The 19,770-nt window shown below is 65.8% G+C and carries 15 protein-coding genes; 12 read left to right on the forward strand and 3 right to left on the reverse strand.

All coding sequences use genetic code 11. The annotated features are described in order from the left end of the window. The first annotated feature begins 7 nt into the window (after positions 1-7). Complete coding sequence (locus U9J33_RS05620; RefSeq protein WP_324698444.1) at positions 8-1,138, forward strand: cytochrome-c peroxidase; 1,131 nt, start codon at positions 8-10, stop codon at positions 1,136-1,138. On the opposite strand, the gene U9J33_RS05625 is transcribed toward U9J33_RS05620, so the two are convergent. Further along, on the reverse strand, positions 1,125-1,484 hold the full coding sequence (locus U9J33_RS05625) for a hypothetical protein (protein ID WP_324698446.1): 360 nt from the start codon (positions 1,482-1,484) through the stop codon (positions 1,125-1,127). The two genes, U9J33_RS05620 and U9J33_RS05625, sit on opposite strands and share 14 nt — an antisense overlap. Before the next feature lie 56 nt (positions 1,485-1,540). Between U9J33_RS05625 and U9J33_RS05630 the strand changes: the two genes are divergently transcribed. The 7 genes from U9J33_RS05630 (at position 1,541) to U9J33_RS05660 (ending at position 11,078) form a co-directional block, all read left to right on the forward strand. Further along, positions 1,541-2,296, forward strand: a complete 756-nt coding sequence (locus U9J33_RS05630) for a TonB family protein (RefSeq protein WP_324698448.1) — start codon at positions 1,541-1,543, stop codon at positions 2,294-2,296. Between the two features lie 315 nt (positions 2,297-2,611). Continuing rightward, positions 2,612-3,424 (forward strand): ferredoxin--NADP reductase, encoded by an 813-nt coding sequence (locus tag U9J33_RS05635; protein ID WP_132469033.1) that lies wholly within the window; start codon positions 2,612-2,614, stop codon positions 3,422-3,424. Positions 3,425-3,548: 124 nt separating this feature from the next. Then, positions 3,549-4,160, forward strand: a complete 612-nt coding sequence (locus U9J33_RS05640; protein ID WP_054440163.1) for a TetR/AcrR family transcriptional regulator — start codon at positions 3,549-3,551, stop codon at positions 4,158-4,160. Between the two features lie 533 nt (positions 4,161-4,693). Then, positions 4,694-5,113: a hypothetical protein gene (locus tag U9J33_RS05645; protein WP_054440165.1), complete on the forward strand. Its 420-nt coding sequence runs from the start codon at positions 4,694-4,696 to the stop codon at positions 5,111-5,113. After that, the gene (locus U9J33_RS05650) at positions 5,110-6,399 is read left to right on the forward strand and encodes an efflux RND transporter periplasmic adaptor subunit (RefSeq protein ID WP_324698452.1); all 1,290 of its coding nucleotides are present in this window, start codon (positions 5,110-5,112) and stop codon (positions 6,397-6,399) included. Before U9J33_RS05645 ends, U9J33_RS05650 begins: the two co-directional genes overlap by 4 nt. Positions 6,400-6,465: 66 nt before the next feature. Then, the gene (locus U9J33_RS05655) at positions 6,466-9,651 is read left to right on the forward strand and encodes a multidrug efflux RND transporter permease subunit (protein WP_324698454.1); all 3,186 of its coding nucleotides are present in this window, start codon (positions 6,466-6,468) and stop codon (positions 9,649-9,651) included. 17 nt (positions 9,652-9,668) lie between these two features. Beyond that, positions 9,669-11,078, forward strand: coding sequence for a TolC family protein (locus U9J33_RS05660; protein WP_324698456.1), 1,410 nt, complete (start codon positions 9,669-9,671; stop codon positions 11,076-11,078). 77 nt (positions 11,079-11,155) lie between these two features. Here U9J33_RS05660 and U9J33_RS05665 read toward each other — a convergent pair whose 3' ends face one another. Further along, positions 11,156-13,591 carry a TonB-dependent receptor gene (locus U9J33_RS05665; protein ID WP_185997877.1) on the reverse strand — a complete coding sequence of 812 codons (2,436 nt, stop codon included), beginning with the start codon at positions 13,589-13,591 and terminating at the stop codon, positions 11,156-11,158. Positions 13,592-13,858: 267 nt separating this feature from the next. After that, entirely contained in the window at positions 13,859-15,193 is a 1,335-nt protein-coding gene (locus tag U9J33_RS05670) for an MFS transporter (RefSeq protein WP_054440171.1), read from the reverse strand. A gap of 195 nt (positions 15,194-15,388) precedes the next feature. Between U9J33_RS05670 and cyoA the strand changes: the two genes are divergently transcribed. From cyoA to cyoD, 4 genes are read left to right on the forward strand one after another with little or no spacing between them, the layout of a single operon-like run. Continuing rightward, the gene (gene cyoA / locus U9J33_RS05675; protein ID WP_324698460.1) at positions 15,389-16,699 is read left to right on the forward strand and encodes a ubiquinol oxidase subunit II; all 1,311 of its coding nucleotides are present in this window, start codon (positions 15,389-15,391) and stop codon (positions 16,697-16,699) included. Between the two features lie 7 nt (positions 16,700-16,706). Continuing rightward, positions 16,707-18,713 carry a cytochrome o ubiquinol oxidase subunit I gene (cyoB, locus tag U9J33_RS05680; RefSeq protein ID WP_054440174.1) on the forward strand — a complete coding sequence of 669 codons (2,007 nt, stop codon included), beginning with the start codon at positions 16,707-16,709 and terminating at the stop codon, positions 18,711-18,713. A gap of 21 nt (positions 18,714-18,734) precedes the next feature. Further along, positions 18,735-19,358 (forward strand): cytochrome o ubiquinol oxidase subunit III, encoded by a 624-nt coding sequence (cyoC, locus tag U9J33_RS05685; RefSeq protein ID WP_132469107.1) that lies wholly within the window; start codon positions 18,735-18,737, stop codon positions 19,356-19,358. Beyond that, the gene (gene cyoD / locus U9J33_RS05690) at positions 19,358-19,735 is read left to right on the forward strand and encodes a cytochrome o ubiquinol oxidase subunit IV (protein ID WP_054440178.1); all 378 of its coding nucleotides are present in this window, start codon (positions 19,358-19,360) and stop codon (positions 19,733-19,735) included. Before cyoC ends, cyoD begins: the two co-directional genes overlap by 1 nt. Positions 19,736-19,770 lie beyond the last annotated feature (35 nt).

Below are 19,770 nucleotides of genomic sequence, written 5' to 3' on the forward strand. Positions count from 1 at the left end.
CCGCTCCATGTCCCGTTTCCAGCTGCTGCCGCGCCTTGTCATGACGCTCGCGATTCTCGTGATCGGGGGGAGTGTCGCCGGGCGTGCGCAGCAGGTGGCGGGGGAGGGGGCGGTGGGGGAGGGAGCGGTGGGGGAGGGAGCGCCGGCAGCGGGGGCGCTGCGGGCACTCTATGCGGGGAAGCCGGAATCCTGGCCTCGTCCGCGCCTGGGGGAGGGGGCCCGCTTCGCCGAGTTCGGCCCGCTCCCCCGGCTCCCCGAAGCCTCGCCCCGCGAAAAGGCGCTGGCGGAGATCGGCAGGCGGATGTTCGACGATCCCGCGCTGTCACGATCCGGCCAGATCGCCTGTGCCTCGTGCCACAGCCCGGAGCTGGGCATGGCCGACGGGCTGCGCACCGCGTTCGGCCATGACCGCCAGCGGGGGCGGCGCAATGCCCAGTCGCTTTACGCCGCCGCCTGGATGACCCCGCTGTTCTGGGACGGCCGCGCGGCGACGCTGGAGGATCAGGCGATCCACCCCGTGCTCGACGGCAAGGAGATGGCGGGCACCGCACGCCTGATCGAGCCGCGCATCAACCGGGATGAGACCTACCGGTCGGCCTTCGAGGCGCTGAATGGCCATCGCCGCGTGACCTTGCAGGATGCCGCCGCTGCCATCGCCGCTTTCGAGCGGACCTTGCGGCCGCCGCGCTCGCGCTGGAGCCGGGTCATGGAACGCGGGGTCGCGGTGCTGACTGATCAGGAACTCGAAGGGTTGCACCTGTTCCGCACCAAGGCAGGCTGCGCTGCCTGCCACAACGGCCCGCTGCTGAGCGACGGTCGGTTTCACAATCTCGGCATCAGCTTCTACGGCCGCGCCCGCGAGGATCTCGGCCGTTATGAGGTCACGCAGGATCCGGCCGATGTCGGCCGCTTTCGCACGCCCTCGTTGCTGGGGGTGAGCCGCAGCGCGCCTTACATGCACAACGGCCTGTTCCTCACGCTGGAGCACGTGGTGGCGCTCTACAATGGCGGGGGAGGGCGGGACCGGGCGCAGCAACCGGGCAGGGCGCCTGCGCCCCGGCCCGATCCGCTGGTGTTCAGGCTTGACCTTACCCGGGAGGAACAGGCCGCGCTGGCGGCGTTTCTCAGGACGCTCTAGCGTGCCTGGCCCAGAGGTAAGTGAGGGCCGGCGGCAGGGTCACGAGCGGTGCCAGCCAGGCTACCGGGTCCGCGAAGCCGACCAGCAGTCCGAGCACGCCGAGAAGCAGCGCGGCGCCGTTCAGAAGCGCTTGCGGCAGCGCGCGGCGGCGCAGCGGGCACACAAGGCGCGCGGCATTGGCGAGCCAGAGCATCGTCAGCAGCGCGAGGCCCGCGACCAGTTCATGTTCGGGCGCATTGCCGCGATGGCCCGCCAGCCAGAGCAGGTTGGTCACACTGGCCAGGCAGAACAGCGCGAAGGCCGCATTGACGGAGAGGGCGACCCGTTCGAACCGGCGCGAAATCATCGGGGCTCCTTAGTATGCTATTGCGAGTCGATAGCAGTACTGTTAGGCGGCGCGCAATGATTTCCTCACGACCTCTTTCCCTGGCGATGACCGGCGCCGTCCACGCGGTGGTCTTCGCGCTCGCCTGGAGTGCTTTCGGGGCGAGCCAGCCCGTGGGTGCCCCCGGCCGCGGCGCGGGGCTCGTATCGTTCCGCGCGGTGGACCTGTCGCATCGGGACGAGGACCGCAAGGAAACCGCGCGCAAGGAGGAGGCGCAAAGCGAGCCGCCACGTCCGGCGCTGGCGCCTCCTCCGAAAGCCGAACTGGCGGCAGTCGCGCCTGCCCGTCCGCAGGTGGTGACCGTCCAGCCGGTGGCGGCGCCTGCGATCCGGTTGTCGCAGTTGGCCTTGGCAGCTTCGCCGGCGATGCCGCCCGCCGCCCCGGTTTCCGCCTCTTCGGGCGAGGGCGCCGCTAGCGGCGCGGCGTCCGGCGAGGGGGCAGGCCGTGCGCAGGCCGCCGCGACGGCATCCGGCGGCAGCCGGGGCGAGGATACGTATGCCCGCCGCGTGTTCACGTGGATCGGCCGCCACAAGGGCTATCCCGGCCGGATCGCGCGCGAAGGCCGCGAAGGGACCGCGCTGGTTCGCCTCCTGATAGACGAGCATGGACGGCTGGAGCGCGCCGAACTCGCCCGGAGCAGCGGCCATGCCGCGCTGGACGCGCTGGCGCTGGAGCAGATTCGCGAGGCGGTGCCTTATCCGCGCCCGCCGCGCGGCCTTTCCTCCTCGCAGCGCGGGTTCCTCGTGCCGATGACCTACCGGCTCGACGGCTGATGGCCGCGCGGGCGCCAAGTCTGGCTTTCGGCCGTGAAAATGCAATTGCGTTGCATGGCGGCGCGGGACGGCTACTAGGCGGAACCTCCGGCCCATGAACCATTTCGGCACCTCCCGGCACCGGGCGCTTGCGCCTGCGAATGCGTCTGCTATGCGCGGACACCGCGTGCAGATTGCGCGGAGGGAAGCCGGCCTTGCGGTCTACGCAAGCACGCGGGCCGTTGCCGTTTCCGCGAAACGCACCGAAAACTGCCTTGACTCTGCGGGCTCGCGCCTGTCTGGGCTTTGCCACTCTACCACCCGAGGAATGAATTGATGAGCGACGGTCAGGCCGTGATGCCCACTCTTGAACCCACTGCCGCCCTGACGGTCGAGGAAGTTCTTACTGTCCGGCATTGGAACGAGCACCTGTTCAGCTTCACGATGTCGCGTCCGGCATCGTTCCGTTTCCGCTCGGGTGAGTTCGTCATGCTGGGCCTCCAGGGTGAGAAGCGCCCGCTGCTGCGCGCCTATTCGATCGCCAGCCCTTCCTGGGCCGAGGAAATCGAATTCCTCTCGATCAAGGTGCCGGACGGCCCGCTGACCTCGCGCCTCCAGCTCGTCCAGCCGGGCGACCAGATCTATCTTGGCCGCAAGCCCACCGGCACGCTCGTCACCGACGCGTTGCTGCCGGGCAAGCGCCTGTTCATGCTTTCGACCGGCACGGGCCTTGCGCCGTTCATGTCGCTGATCCGCGACCCGGACGTCTATGATCTCTATGACGAGATCGTGGTGGTCCACTGCGTCCGCCGCGTCAGCGACCTTGCCTACCGCGAGGAACTGGAAAGCCAGCTGGCCGAGGATCCGCTGGTTGCCGAGCAGGCACTGGTGCAGCTTTCCTACGTGCCCACCGTCACTCGCGAACCGTTCCACACCACCGGCCGCATCGGCGCGCTGGTGGAAAGCGGCCGCCTGTTCGAAGGCCTGAAGGGCGATGCGCGCTTCAATCCCGAGACCGACCGCGTGATGCTCTGCGGCTCGATGGACATGATCAAGGACTTCTCGGCCGACCTCGAATCCTGGGGCTTCACCGAGGGTTCGAACGCCAAGCCGGGCGACTTCGTCATCGAACGCGCGTTCGTCGGTTAAGAAGGCGTCGGTAAACAGGGCGTCGGTTAGAGAACAGGGCGCCTTGCCGTTGCATGTCACGCTCGGTCTGTGAGCGAGCGTGACACTTTACGGACAGCAGCCTGCTACCTATATACCGACCGGTATGAAATGTTCAGCTCCCACATCGACTCGGGGTCGCCCGCGCGAGTTCGACCCTGAAGAAGCCCTGACGGCTGCGCTTCGGGTGTTCTGGCAGCGCGGCTACGAAGGCGCGTCAATGGCGGAACTGACCGAGGCCATGGGCATCACCAAGCCCAGCCTCTATGCCTGTTTCGGCAACAAGGAAGCGCTTTTCAAGAAGGCGCTTGATCTCTACGAGCGCGACAAGCTGGCCTATGTCGGCAAGGCACTGGAAGCGACCACCGCGCGCGGTGTTGCCGAAAGGCTGCTGAACGGCGCGATCACCACGCATTGCGGCGGCAGCGATCCACACGGGTGCCTGGGCGTGATGTCCACCGTCACCTGCACGATGGAGGATCCCTCCATCCGCGACTTCGTGACGGAACGCCGCATCGCCACCGAAGACGCCCTGATCGAACGGTTCGCGCGCGGCAAGGAGGAGGGCGACCTTCCCGAAACCGTCGACCCCCGCTGCCTGGCGCAATGCCTGACGACGGTGCTTCAGGGCATGTCGGTGAAGGCCCAGGGCGGCTCCTGTGCGCAGGAGCTGAAGGGCGTGGTCGATACCTACCTGACGATGTGGCCCGGGCGGTAAACGCCTCGGGGCACGTGTCCCGGCCACCTTCCCGGAAAGCCGGGCTCCGACTCGGTTCTCCCTTCGGATCGGCAAAATGGACCTTTACGGCGCACGGTGGCTCGCAAAACCTTCGTGCCGCCTGAAAAAAGTTCATTCAACTGGCGTTCAGGCCCTTGAAAAGGGCGCTTTCGAACAAATCTTACCAAGCGGTACAGAAAGTCGCTTGACGAGATACCGCACCGCAATATATACCGCTTGGTACAGAACGAGGTAACCCGACTCGCCGCTTGATGGGAGTTCGGGGGCCAAGTTTCCGCGGCCGGTGAATGCCGGTCGGCCCTCGGTGCTGCCTGTCCCCCCGCAGGTGGCTCCATACAAAAACGAACCCGTGCAGTCGGCATGCAGGACTTCGATGGAAATCGGATGTTCGTGTGGTGTCCGCCTGTGCCCGAAGACTTTCCGACGCCCCTTGCGCCGGAACGCCCCGGCGCGCGCCCTTTCCCCCTCCTGTCCCGAGGGCGCGCGCCGGGCACTTTCAGGGAGCACGAAACATGGCCTTCATCGACTTTACCGATGCGGCGCTCCAGGCGCTGCCCGCAACTTCCGCCTTTTCCGGGCGCCCCATTCCTGCCGAGACTCCTTTCGGCGCCGTTTCCGAACCCCTTTCGCGCTTCGAGCGCAGGATCGTGGAGCTGGCGCGCGAGGATGGCCTCGCCACGCTCCGGCCGCAGCGCAAGCGCGGCTGGTTCGCCCGCCTGATCTTCGGCCCGCAGCCGCCGTCCCCGATGCTCGCCAACGAGCAACTGGAGGCGCTGCGCCGCCTGGCCGTGCAGGCCTGGCACCATGGCTACACGCTGCCCGCTTCCGTGATGAAGGAAGCCCGCGTGGCCGGCCACAGCGAGGCCAAGATCGGCGCCGTCATCGACTTTATCGGGCGCTCCCGCGCCCCGTTCCGGAGGCTTGCCGCGTGAATTTCCCCGTATCTCCAGAAACGCTCGCCGCGACGGCGACGGAGGCCGAACTGCCCGATGGCAGCCAGGCCAGCCGTCCTCGCCGCGGACGACACGTCGCCATTGCCGCCATCGCGCTGATCGCGGTGGCCGGCATCGGCTGGAAGACCTTCAGCCATACGCAGGCCGACGCGGCGCCGATGGCGCCTGCCGTCGTTCAGGCCGCAACCCCGCTGATCCGCGACGTGACCGAATGGGACGATTATGTCGGCCGCTTCGCACCCAGCAAATCGGTGGAAGTGCGTCCGCGCGTCTCGGGCGCGATCACGCAGCTCTTCTTCAAGGACGGCGATTTCGTCCGCGAGGGGCAGCCGCTGTTCACCGTCGACCCGCGCCCCTACCGCGCCGCCCTGGCCGAGGCGCAGGCCGAAGTCGCCTCCGCCCAGAGCGCTCTGGTCCTCGCCAGGTCGGACTATGCCCGCGTTGCCGGGCTCAAGGGTGACGAGGCCATGGCCGCCAGCGAGGTCGACCAGCTTCGCGCCAAGGTCCGCGCCGCCACCGCCGCGCTGGCGGGGGCCGAGGCCCGCGTGCGCCAGCGTTCGCTCGATGTCGAATTCGCCACCGTGCGCGCGCCGATCTCGGGCCGCATTTCCGACCGCCGGGTGGACGTGGGCAACCTCGTCTCGGGTGAGAACGGCACCGGCGCCACCCTGCTGACCACGATCAACGCGGTCAGCCCGATCTACTTCACGTTCGATGCCTCCGAAGCGCTGTTCCTCAAGACCCAGCGCGAGAAGGCCGAGCACAAGAGCGCCGCCGACGTGCAGGTCCGCCTTCAGGACGAGACCCAGTACCGCTGGAACGGCAAGCTGGACTTCACCGACAACGGCCTCGACCCGCGCTCGGGCACGATCCGCGTGCGCGCCGTGCTCGACAATTCCGACGGGTTCCTGACGCCGGGCATGTTCGGCAACATGCGTCTGGCGGAAGGCGGCACGGTCAAGGCCATGCTGGTGCCTGACGACGCCATCCAGTCCGACCAGGCGCGCAAGGTCGTGCTGACGGTGGGCAAGGACGGCGTGGTCGCGGCCAAGCCGGTCGAACTCGGCCCGCTGGTGGACGGGCTGCGTGTCATCCGCTCGGGCCTTGCGCCTGCGGACCGCGTGGTCATCTCCAACTACCAGGCCGCCATTGCCGGCGCCAAGGTCAATACCCGCCGCGGCCAGATCGCGGTGGACCCCAAGGCGGCCAATGTCGCCTCCGGCCCCAATGCGCCGATTGCCGCGCAGGCCACGCTCGCCAACTGACATTCACCCATCGGGGGAGCGGTCCTCGACCTGAGTGACCGCTCCCCGTGACAGGGGCATATTCCCATGCGATTTTCCCGGTTCTTCATCGACCGGCCGATCTTCGCAGGCGTCATCGCGGTGATCCTCACCGTGGTGGGTGCGCTTGCGTTCTTCGGCCTGCCGGTCAGCCAGTATCCCGACATCGTCCCGCCGACGGTGACGGTGACCGCCCAATATCCCGGCGCTTCCGCCGAAACCGTCGCCGACACCGTGGCCGCTCCGATCGAGCAGGAAATCAACGGCGTCGACGACATGCTCTACATGTCATCGCAGTCCACCGGCGACGGCAAGGTGACGATCACCGTCACCTTCAAGATCGGCACCGACCTCGATGCCGCGCAGGTTCTGGTACAGAACCGCGTCGCCATTGCCGAACCGCGTCTTCCCGACGCCGTGCGCGCAATGGGCGTGGTGACGCGCAAGACCTCGCCGGAATTCCTGATGGTGGTGAACCTGCAGTCTCCCGACGGCACGTTCAACCGCGACTACCTGTCGAACTATGCCCTCACGCAGGTCAAGGACCGGCTCTCGCGCCTTGACGGCGTGGGCGACGTGCAGCTGTTCGGCTCGCGCGACTACGGCATGCGCATCTGGATCGACCCCACCAAGGCCGCCGCCATGAACCTGACCGCGGGCGAGATCGTCGATGCGCTCAAGGCCCAGAACGTGCAGGTCTCCTCGGGCGCGATCGGCGCGCCGCCTTATGACCGGGGCAATGCCTATCAGGTCGGCGTCGAGATGCAGGGCCGCCTGACCACGCCCGAGCAGTTCGGCGACATCGTCGTGCGCACCGATGCCGAAGGCCGCCAGGTCCGCGTGCGCGACGTGGCGCGTGTCGAACTGGGCGCGCAGGACTACACCACCAACACTTACCTCTCGGGCAAGCCCACGGTCGTGATCGCCGTGCTCCAGCGCCCGGGCTCGAACGCGCTCGATGCCGCCAAGGCCGTGCGTGCCGAGATGGACGACGTTGCCAAGGCCTTCCCCAAGGGCCTCGAATATTCCGTCATCTACAACCCCACCGAGTTCATCGGCCAGTCGATCGACGCGGTGTACCACACCCTGTTCGAGGCGGTGATCCTCGTCGTCCTCGTCATCCTGGTGTTCCTCCAGAACTGGCGCGCGGCGGTGATTCCGATCATCGCGATCCCGGTCTCGCTGGTCGGCACCGCGATCATGCTGGCGGCCGTCGGCTATTCCCTCAACAACCTCTCGCTGTTCGGGCTGGTGCTCGCCATCGGCATCGTCGTCGACGACGCGATCGTCGTGGTCGAGAACGTGGAACGCTACATCGAGGAGGGCATGTCTCCGCTGGAGGCCGCCCGCCGCTCGATGGACGAAGTGACCGGCGCGCTGATCGCCATCGTCCTGGTGCTCTGCGCGGTCTTCGTGCCGACGCTGTTCATCACCGGCATGTCGGGCCAGTTCTACAAGCAGTTCGCCGTCACCATCACCACCGCCACGGTGATCTCGCTGGTGCTCTCGCTCACGCTGTCTCCGGCGCTCGCCGCGATCCTGCTGCGCGAACGCCATGCCCTGCCGGAGGGCGCCCCGCGCTGGAAGCGGACGCTGCAAGGCGCCGCCGACAGGTTCAACCGCGGCTTCGACCGGATGAGCGACGGCTATGCCCGCCTCACTCTCACGCTGGTCAAGCGCCCGGTGAAGATGATGGCCGGTTATGCCGCGCTCATCGCCGCCACCGTTGGCATGTTCTGGGCGACGCCTGCGGGCTTCATCCCGAACCAGGACCAAGGCTATTTCCTTGCCGCGATCTTCCTGCCGCCGGGCTCCTCGCTCACGCGTACGGACGAAGTGACGCAGGAAGTCGCCAAGCGCATCCTGCCGATCAAGGGCCTGCGCGGCGCGGTGATGTTCGCCGGCTTCCACGGTCCCTCGCAGACGGCCGCGCCTGACGCCGCCGCCATCTACTTCCCGTTCAAGAGCTTCGCGGAGCGCAAACAGCTGGGCGTGACCTATGAAGGGATCATGGCCCAGGCCCAGGCCGCGATGCAGGGTTACGACAAGGCGCAGGTCCTGCTGATCCCGCCGCCGACCATCAACGGCATCGTCCCCCCGGGTGGCTACCGCATGGTCGTGGAGGACAAGGAAGGGCGCGGTCTGGCCGAGCTTCAGAAGGCTGCCGGCGCGCTGATCGCCAAGGCCAACCAGGCCCCCGAACTGAGCCAGGTCTATACCCTGTTCACCATGAACACCCCGCGCGTCTATGCCGACGTCGACCGCCGCAAGGCGGACATGCTGGGCGTTTCTCCGGCCAAGATCTTCGAGGCGATGCAGGTCTACCTCGGTTCGGCCTATATCAACGACTTCAACCTGCTGGGACGCACCTATCGCGTCACCGCGCAGGCTGACGCGGCCTATCGCGGTTCCACCGCGGATATCGCCAACCTCCAGACCCGCTCGGAATCGGGCGCGATGGTTCCGGTCGGCTCGGTCGCGACGTTCAAGGACCAGACCGGCCCCTACCGCGTGGTGCGCTACAACCTGCACCCGGCGGTGGAAATCGACGGCAGCTACGGCAAGGGCTATTCCTCGGGCCAGTCGCTGGCGACGATGGAGCAGATCGCGGGCGAAACCCTGCCCACCGGCTATGACACCGAGTGGACCGGCATCGCCTATCAGCAGGCCACTGCGGGCAATACCGCCGGAATCGTCTTCGGCATGGCGGTGCTGTTCGTCTTCCTGGTTCTCGCCGCCCAATACGAAAGCCTGACCCTGCCGCTGGCGATCATCCTGATCGTGCCGATGTGCCTCTTCGCCGCGATGACCGGCGTGAACCTCAGGGGGATGGACAACAATATCCTCACCCAGATCGGTCTGGTCGTGTTGATTGCCCTTGCCGCCAAGAACGCGATCCTCGTGGTCGAATTCGCCAAGCAGGCGGAAGAGGAGCGGGGCTATTCGCCGGTGGAGGCAGCCGTCTATGCGGCCCGCACCCGCCTGCGCCCGATCCTGATGACCTCGCTGGCCTTCATCCTCGGCACGGTGCCGCTGGTGATCGCCGATGGGGCAGGCGCCGAGCTTCGGCAGGCGCTGGGCACGGCGGTGTTCTTCGGGATGACCGGCGTTACCGGCTTCGGCCTGCTGTTCACGCCCACCTTCTACGTCGTCTGCCGCAAGCTCGCAGCAGCGCTTCGCCGGAACCCGGCAGCGCCGCATCACCAGAGCCACGCGGTGGTTCCGGCGGAATGAAAGGACGGATGATGTCCATGAATATCAAGAACCTGGTTGCGGGACTTCTCACCGCGACCGCCCTCTCGGCCTGCGCCGTCGGACCCGACTATGTCGCGCCGACGCCGCCGGTCGCGGCAGCGGCGCCCTTCGTGGGCGTCCAGACTGCCGAAGTCACCGCCGCCGCGCCCAATGACAATTGGTGGCGGCTCTACAACGACCCGGTGCTTGACGGTCTGGTTGCCGATGCGCTCGCCGCCAACACCGACGTGCGCGTGGCCGTGGCCCGGATCGAGAAGGCGCGGGCCAGCCTGCGCGGATCGCGTTCCGACCGCCTGCCGCAGACGAACATCGATGCCAGCGGCACTTATGGCCGGGTTTCGGAAAGCCAGGTCCTGCCGGGCTACGACCGTGAAGGTCGCCGCGTCGACGGCGAGTTCTCGGTGGGCTACGAACTGGACCTGTTCGGCCGGGTTTCACGCGGGATCGAGGCTTCTCGCGCCGATCTCGCCGCTGCGCAGGAGGATGCCGACGCGGTGCGGGTGACGGTCGTGGCCGACACCGTGCGGGCCTATGTCGATGCCACCAGCGCCGCCGACCAGCTCGGCGTCGCCCAGCGAACCGTCGACCTGCTCGACCGTTCTGCGCGGATCACCAATGCCCGTTTCGAGCGGGGGCTCAACCAGAAGCTCGACGTGATCCGCGTTACCCAGCTGCGCGAGCAGCAGGCGGCCATGATCCCGAGCCTTCAGGCAGCCCGCGACGCGGCGCTGTTCCGTCTCGCGACGCTGACCGGGCGGACGCCGCAGGACCTGCCGGAAGCGGCGCGGACCCGCACGACGACTCCTGACGTCAGCCGTGCGATTCCGGTTGGCGACGGGGCGACCCTGCTGGCGCGCCGTCCCGACGTGAAGGCGGCCGAACGCCGTCTTGCCGCCGATACCGCGCGCGTCGGCGTGGCGACGGCGGATCTCTATCCGAAGATCACGCTGGGCGGTTCGATCGGCACCACTGCGGTCGGCGCGACCGACGTGTTCGGCGGCGGCCCGCTGCGCTGGCTGCTCGGGCCGATGATTTCCTGGGCGTTCCCCAACCAGGAAGCGATCCGGGCACGGATCGGCGGGGCGAAGGCCGATGCCAAGGCCGATCTCGCCACGTTCGACGGCACCGTGCTGCGGGCGCTGGAAGAAACCGAGACCGCGCTTTCGGCCTATCGCAATGCCTTGTTGCGCAAGGAGCGCCTCGCTTCCGCCCGCGATGCGGCGGAGCGCGCGGCCAACGTCAGCCTGGCGCGCGAGAGCAGGGGGCAGATCGATTCGCTCGACGTGCTCGATGCCCAGCGTACCCTTGCACAGTCCGAAGCGGACTATGCAGCGGCGACCCGTGCGGTGGCTTTCGCGCAGGTCGATCTGTTCCGGGCGCTTGGTGGAAGCTGGCAGCAGACCTGACGCGCCGGCAAGGCAAACGGAAAAGGGGGCGGCAAGGTGTGACCTTGCCGCCCCCTTTTTTCATCCGGCCTGTGCGATCAGCGCGAGCCGAAAGCGTAGCGCACGTTGATGCCGAACTCGCGCGGGGCGGTGGTGGTCACACCGGTGTACGTGCTCGTGCCCGTGGCGGCGGTCGGTCCGGTGAAGATCGGGCGGCCGGTGGTGGGATCGAACTGTCCGGCGAAGCCAAGCTGCTGGTACGAGGTGAACAGCGGGTTGGTACGGGTCAGGGTCTTCGTCGTGTCGAAGACGTTCTTGGCATAGAGGCCCACTTCCCAGGCGCCGTCATCCGCGCGCAGGCCAGCGAAGAGGTTGACCAGGGCATAGGCCCCGACGTTGTCCCAGGCATTGCCCGGATCGCCCTTCGACTTGCCGGTATAGGTCGCGATGCCGCGCAGGTAGGCGTCGGTCCCGCTGAAGGCGGGGAACGCGTATTCGCTCTGCGCGGTGGCCGAGAAGGGCGCCATGAACGAGGAACGCTGCGAGACCTGGCAGGCGGCGATGTTGTTCGAACCGACGGCGCCGATCAGGTCGTCGAGCGAGGGCGCGCTGGTCGTTGCGTCCGGCACGCCGTCGCCGTTGAGATCGTTGCAGGGGACGGTGCCGCCCTTGATCTTGCCCATCGAATAGCTGGCCGACGCGCCGAGGGTCCAGCCCTGCATGACGTCGAACGAGACATCGCCTTCGATGCCGTTGACTTCCACCGGCACGGCGCCGGCGAAGTTGAAGTTGCTGACCTGCTGGGCGGTGCCGGTGACATTTCCGGCCGAATCGCGCAGGGCAACGGTATTGATGAAGAACACGCCCGATCCCGGCACGCGGTAGGGGTAGTTCTTGAACTTCTGGTGATAGGCCGTGAGGTTGAAGCGCATGCGGCCGTCGAGCAGCGTGGACTTCATGCCGATTTCATACGACTTCGAGGTTTCCGCCGGCAGGTGGAGGAACGACTTTTCGAGGTCGGACTGCGCGATGTTGAAGTCGCCGACGACATTGATGCCGGGGCGCCACGAACTGCCGGTCCCCACGTAGACCATCAGGTCCGGCGTGAAGTTGTGCTTGAGCGAGCCGTTGTAGATCCACTTCTTGGCCGACTGCACGTTGTTCGAGATCGTCATGCCGTTGACGATGAGCTGGCTTTCGTCCTTGTAGTCGATCCGGCGCAGGCCGCCCGAGACTTCGGTGGCATCGCCGATGTGCACGGTCAGGTTGCCGAAGAACGACTGTTCGTGCGTCTTGCCCTGGCTGGTGATCGGGGTCTGGACCAACTGTGCGATACCGCCGCCGAACACTTCCGGCAGGGCCACGATGGTCGGGTTGGTGAGATCGGTGTGCGGCTTGTTGCGGCTGTCGAAGAAGCCCACCACGTAATCGACCATGTCGAACAGGCGTTCTTCGTTCTGCAGGCGGATTTCGTGCGACTTCGAGGTGGAGCGGGTGTCGGTGAACTGATTCACGTCACCTTCGAAGAGGTTGCCGCGGTCGAAGTTCTCGGTCGAGTGGATCTTCTGGGTGTAGTACTGGCCCTGGTAGATCAGGCGCTGGCCGAAGCCGCTGGCTTCTGCGCGCCAGTTGTAGACGTCGAACACCTGGCTGACGAGGCGCGGGCTCTCGTAGTTCGAGAGGCGGTCCTTCGAGGAGATGTAGACCGGGCTCTCGATCGCATCGGGATTGACCTCGGAGAACGAGGCGATCTGGTCGTAGCTGCGCTGGTTGCGATCAAGGCGCTGGTACATGCCTTCGAAGCGCAGCCAGTCGGTCGGCGTAACGAGGGCGGAGATACGGCCGCTCTTGGTGCGGGCGAAGGGATCGCGGTTGCTGTAGATCGAGTGGACGCGGTCCACCTCGTTCTCGTCCCAGACGCCGGCGGCGCGGATCGCGGCTATGCCTTCGATCACCGGGATGTTGAGCGCGCCCTTGAAGTTCATGGTGCCGATGTCGTTGGCGGTCATGTCCACCACGCCGCCCCACGAATAGAGGTCCGGCTTCTTGGTGGTGACGGTGATCGACCCGGACGGCGATGCACGGCCGCGCAGGGTGCCCTGGGGCCCGCGCTGCACTTCGATCTGGCCGATGTCGTACATTTGCTGGAGCACGACGCCGGCGGTGATCGGCGCGTCGTTCATGTAGAATTCGACGGTCGGGTTGTTGCCGCTGGCGTTCACGTCGAAGTTGACGCCGCGCATCTTGGCGTTGCCGCCGATGCCGTTGGCGTTGGTATCGAGCTGGAGACCGGGGGTGAGCGTGGAAACCTCGCGGAAGTCGCGCAGGTTCAGCTTGGAGATGTCGTCCGCGGTGACGGTGTCGATGACGGCGGGAACGTCCTGCACGTCTTCGTCGCGGCGGCGGGCCTGGACGATGATGACGTTCGCTTCGTTGACGTGCGTGGAATCATCCGGCTGCTCCTGCGCGAACGCGGGACTGCCAAGACTGGCCAAGCCTGCCGAGCACAGCAGAAGCTGCTTGAAAGAACGCATTTACTCTCCCTCCGGATATTTTGCTTTTCGATTGGGAGTTTGGGTGCGTTCTGACCCCCGATTCTGTCAAATGAAATGGCTTCATTTCTGCCAAACTACGGCATGGCGTTATTTGAACACTCGCTCAAACATCGGGTAAGTTGTTGAAATATGCCTTCTATTTCGAGTTTTGCGAAAATGGATCGCACGGACGATTGATCCGTGGCGCAAAGAAAAAGGGGGCGCCGAAGCACCCCCTTTCCCGAATTCCGAAGCGATGGCTTGCCGTTAGTTGCGGCTGGCCAGCTCCTTGTTGAGCCAGAGCGCCGCCAGCGTGGCGATCGCGCCCGAGAGCAGGTAGCCGCCCGAAGCGATTAGGCCCCAGTTGCTGGACAGCAGCAGCGCCGCCAGCGGGGCGAAGCCGGCACCGAACAGCCAGGCAAGATCGCTCGTGAGCGCCGAGCCGGTATAGCGGTGCTCGCTCGAGAAGCCCGAGGCGACGACGCCCGAGGATTGGCCGAACGCGAGGCCGAGCAGCACGAAGCCGATGATCATGAAGGCGATCTCGCCGGCCGGGCCGGCATCGAGCAGCTGCGGCGCGAAGCCCGAGAAGATCGCGATGCCCACGGCGCAGGTGCCGAGCAGGTTACGACGGCCGAAGCGGTCGGCGATGCGGCCCGAGGCGATCACGGCGACGACGCCGAAGGCAGCGGCCAGCGCCTCGATCAGCAGGAAGCCGATCGGCGAATCGGCGGTGAACAGGAACACCCACGAGAGCGGGAACACGGTCACCATGTGGAACATCGCGAAGCTGGCGAGCGGTGCGAAGGCACCGATCACGATCGTGCGCCATTCGCGGCTGATCGTGCTGGACACGGCGGCGGGCTGCAGGTCGCGGCTGACGAAGAGGTTTTCGAACTCGTCCGTGACGACGATGCGAAGGCGCGCGAAGAGCGCCACGACGTTGATCGCGAAGGCCACGAAGAAGGGATAGCGCCAGCCCCAGTCGAGGAAGTCCTCGGCGGGGAGGGTGGCGATCATGAAGGCGAACAGGGCGCTGGCCACGATCAGGCCGAACGGCGCGCCGAGCTGCGGGATCATCGCATACCAGCCGCGCTTGCCTTCAGGTGCGTTGAGCGCGAGCAGCGAGGCAAGGCCGTCCCAGGTGCCGCCGAGGGCGAAGCCCTGGCCGAGCCGGAACAGGCAGAGCAGGGTGATCGCGGTGCTGCCTGCCGTCTGGTAGGAAGGCAGGAACGCGATCGCCGCGGTCGACCCGCCGAGCATGAACAACGCGATCGTCAGCTTGGTGCCGCGGCCGTAGGCGCGGTCGATCGCCATGAACACGAGGCTGCCGAAGGGGCGGGCGACGAACGCCAGCGCGAAGATCGCGAAGGAGTAGATCGTGCCGGTCAGCGCATCGACGAAGGGGAAGAACAGCTTCGGGAAGACCAGCACCGAGGCGATGGCATAGACGAAGAAGTCGAAGAACTCCGAGGTTCGCCCGATGATGACACCGATCGCGATCTCGCCGGGCGAGGGCTGATGGTGCTCCTTGAAAGTCGGCAGGCCCAAGGCTTCGCGGGACTGGCCCAAGGCTTCGCCGGATTGGGGAGTGCTGGTCATTTCGATTCTGCGGCCTTCGTTTCGGGTCCGCGAGCGGCCGGTCCTGATACAGCCTTCCGCGCGTGGACGAATCAAGGCGGGCGCGCGAAACGCCCGGCTACATAATGAGGGGCGTATCGTCATTGTCCGGCTTCAAGGGGATTGGACAAAATGTCCTATGTTCGCACTCGCGGCATCGGCCTAGGCGCTCCACCCATGCGCCCACCCGAGTCCAGACCGAAGCCGCGGCAGCTGACCGCGCTCGCCAAAGTCCTTGCCGCCTTGTCCCTGACTGGCGCGCTTTCCGCTTGTAACACCGTCGTGCTCGATCCGGCCGGCGATGTCGCACGTCAGCAGGGGGACCTTGTGGTCATCTCCACGCTGCTGATGCTGCTGATCATCGTCCCCGTCATGATCGCGACGGTCCTGTTCGCGTGGCGTTATCGCGCGTCGAACAAGGAGGCCGACTATCAACCGGACTGGGATCACTCGACCCAGCTCGAACTGCTGATCTGGACCGCGCCGCTCCTTATCATCATCTGCCTGGGCGCCCTGACCTGGGTTACCACGCACCTTCTCGATCCCTACCGCACCATCGGCCGCATTGACGCCACCACCCCGGTCGCCGCCAATGCCAAGCCGCTGGAAGTCGAAGTCGTCGCGCTCGACTGGAAGTGGCTGTTCATCTACCCCGAGCAGGGCGTGGCCACGGTCAACGAGCTGGTCGTCCCGACCGGGCGTCCGCTGCAGTTCAAGATCACCTCGTCGAGCGTGATGAACTCCTTCTACGTGCCCGCCATGGCCGGCCAGATCTACGCGATGCCGGGCATGGAAACGCGCCTGCACGCCGTGATCAACAAGCCGATCGAGACGGTCGGCTTCTCCGCCAACTATTCGGGCGCGGGCTTCTCCAACATGCGTTTCGCCACGCACGCGGTTTCCGATGCGGACTTCGCGAAGTGGGCGCAGGGCGTGAAGGCCGGCGGCGAATCGGCCAACGGCGGCACTGCCGGCGGCACGCTTGACCGCACTGCCTACCTCCAGCTCGAAAAGCCGAGCGAGAAGGTTTCGGTCATCCGCTACGCCTCGGTCTCGCCCGACCTCTATGACGCCATCGTCGACATGTGCGTCGAGCCGGGCAAGATGTGCATGAGCGAAATGATGGCGCTCGATGCGCGCGGCGGTCTCGGCAAGGCCGGCATCCGCAATGTCGAGATGCTGACTTACGACAAGCGCGGCCGCGAAGCCGCTGCTTCCGCCAACGCCAATCCTTCGGCCGCCATCCAGCGCGAGTTGGCCTGGGTCCGCGCGCTTTGCCGCCAGATGCCCGGCGCCGCGCCCGACCATACGGTCAAGGCGCCCGACAGCCTGCGTTCGCTGACCGGCGCCGGCATGAAGGCTCCGCAATCGCTGCCGCTGTTCGGCAAGAGCGAGCAGGCTCTTGCCGAGCCGAAGGCCGCGGAGCCCAAGAAGACCGAGCCCGTTGCCATGGGCGACGCGCACTCCTCCCAGATTTCCCGGAACTGACAGAACAATGGAAGCTGTAGACCATTCGCACTGGAGCCCACTATTGGGCCGCCTGTGGTGGGACGCCATGCCACAGGAACCGATCGTGCTCGCCACGTTCGTCGTCGTCGCCCTCGGCGGCGCGGCGCTGGTGGCGGGGCTGACCTATTTCAAGCTCTGGGGCTATCTCTGGAAGGAGTGGTTCACCAGCGTTGACCACAAGAAGATCGGCATCATGTACATGGTGCTGGGCCTCATCATGTTCCTGCGCGGCTTCGCCGACGCAGTGATGATGCGCATCCAGCAGTCGATCGCCTTCAACGGCAACGAGGGCTACCTCAACGCCCACCACTACGACCAGATCTTCACCGCCCACGGCGTGATCATGATCTTCTTCGTGGCGATGCCCTTCGTCACCGGCCTGATGAACTACATCGTGCCGCTGCAGATCGGCGCACGCGACGTCAGCTTCCCGTTCCTGAACAACTTCAGCTTCTGGATGACGACCGCGGGCGCGGTGCTGGTCATGGCCTCGCTGTTCATCGGCGAGTTCGCGCAGACCGGCTGGCTGGCCTATCCGCCGCTGTCGAACCTGGCGTACAGCCCGTGGGTCGGCGTCGACTACTACATCTGGGCCTTGCAGATCGCGGGTGTTGGGACATTGCTATCGGGCGTCAACCTGATCGCGACCATCGTGAAGATGCGCGCGCCGGGCATGACCATGATGCGCATGCCGATCTTCACCTGGACCTCGCTCTGCACCAACATCCTGATCGTCGCCGCCTTCCCGGTGCTGACGGCGGTGATGACGATGCTGACGGTTGACCGCTATCTCGGCTTCAACTTCTTCACCAACGACTTCGGCGGCTCGCCGATGATGTACGTGAACCTGATCTGGATCTGGGGCCACCCCGAAGTCTACATCCTCATCCTGCCGCTGTTCGGCGTCTTCTCCGAAGTCACCGCCACGTTCTGCGGCAAGCGCCTGTTCGGCTACTCGTCGATGGTCTACGCGACGCTGGTCATCACCATCCTCTCGTACCTCGTCTGGCTGCACCACTTCTTCACCATGGGTTCGGGCGCGAGCGTCAACTCGTTCTTCGGCATCACCACCATGGTGATCTCGATCCCGACCGGCGCGAAGCTCTTCAACTGGCTGTTCACGATGTATCGTGGCCGCATCCGGTTCGAACTGCCGATGATGTGGACGGTCGCCTTCATGCTGACCTTCACCATCGGCGGCATGACCGGCGTGCTGCTTGCGGTGCCGCCTGCCGACTTCGTCCTGCACAACTCGCTGTTCCTGATCGCCCACTTCCACAACGTCATCATCGGCGGCGTGCTGTTCGGCATCTTCGCGGCGATCAACTTCTGGTGGCCCAAGGCCTTCGGCTTCAAGCTCAACCAGTTCTGGGGCAAGGTCAGCTTCTGGCTGTGGGTTCCGGGCTTCTGGTTCGCCTTCATGCCGCTCTACATCCTGGGCCTGATGGGCGTGACCCGCCGCATGCGCGTGTTCGACGATCCGTCGCTCCAGCCCTTCTTCATCGTGGCCGCCTTCGGCGCCGTGATGATCGCGGGCGGCATTGGCGCCATGCTTCTCCAGTTCGCGGTGTCGATCTGGAAGCGCGAGGAACTGACCGACGAAACCGGCGATCCGTGGAACGGCCGTACCCTGGAATGGTCGACCTCGTCGCCGCCGCCGGAGTACAACTTCGCCTTCACGCCGATCGTCCACGACATCGACGCATGGGACGACATGAAGCGCTGCGGCGTGGAACGTCCGACCACCGGCTTCCGTCCGATCCACATGCCCAAGGGCACGGGTACCGGCCTGGTTCTCGCCGGCCTGTCGACGGTCCTCGGTTTCGCGATGATCTGGTACATCTGGTGGCTGGCAGCCGTCTCCTTCGCGGGAATCCTCGGCTACGCCATCTTCCATACCTTCAACTACAAGCGCGACTATCACATCCCGGTCGAGACGGTCGAAGCGACCGAGGCCGAGCGTACGCGCCAGCTTGCAGCAGCGGGAGCCTGATCGATGACTGCCACTGCTGAAATGACCAAGACGCTGACCCAGCCCCAGCTCCAGGCCGCGTTCTACGACCTGGACGAGCACGACCATCCCGAAGGCGGCAGCACCATGCTGGGCTTCTGGATGTACCTGATGAGCGACTGCCTCATCTTCGCGATGCTGTTCGCCGCTTACGGCGTTCTCGGCGGCAGCTTCGCGGCGGGTCCGGGTCCGAAGGATCTCTTCGAGCTGCCGCTGGTGGCGGTGAACACGGCGATGCTGCTGTTCTCGTCGATCACTTACGGCTTCGCCATGCTCGCCATGGAGAAGGACAAGAAGGGCGCGACGCAGCTCTGGCTGCTCGTGACCGCCGTGTTCGGCGCCGCGTTCCTCTCGATCGAGCTCTACGAATTCGCGAACCTCATCCATGAGGGTGCGACCCCGATGCGCTCGGGCTTCCTCACCGCGTTCTTCTCGCTGGTGGGCACGCACGGCCTGCACGTCACGTTCGGCCTGATCTGGCTGTTCACGCTGGTCGTCCAGATCGGCAAGAAGGGCCTGATCCCGGCCAACAAGCGTCGCCTGATGTGCCTTTCGCTGTTCTGGCACTTCCTCGACGTGATCTGGATCGGCGTCTTCACCTTTGTCTATCTCATGGGAATGCTGTGATGAGCGAGCACGTCCACCCCAATCACCACCTCGAGGACGATCACGGCAGCCACGGTTCGCTGCGCGACTATGTGATCGGCTTCATCCTCTCGGTCGTCCTCACCGCCATTCCGTTCTGGCTGGTGATGACCGGCGCGATCACCGACAAGTCGACGACGGCGCTCGTGATCATGGCCTTCGCGGCGGTGCAGATCGTGGTCCACATGATCTACTTCCTGCACATGAACACCAAGTCGGAGAACGGCTGGACGGTGATGGCGCTGATCTTCACGATCGTCATCCTCGTGATCACGCTTTCCGGTTCGCTGTGGGTGATGTACCACCTCAACCACAACATGATGCCGATGACGAGCCACGAGGCGGGCCAGCTGCCCTGATCGTGGTTCGATGAACGAGGCGAAACTGACCGAAC

Origin of the sequence: Novosphingobium sp. RL4 (assembly GCF_035658495.1) — a bacterium.
GTDB lineage: Bacteria > Pseudomonadota > Alphaproteobacteria > Sphingomonadales > Sphingomonadaceae > Novosphingobium.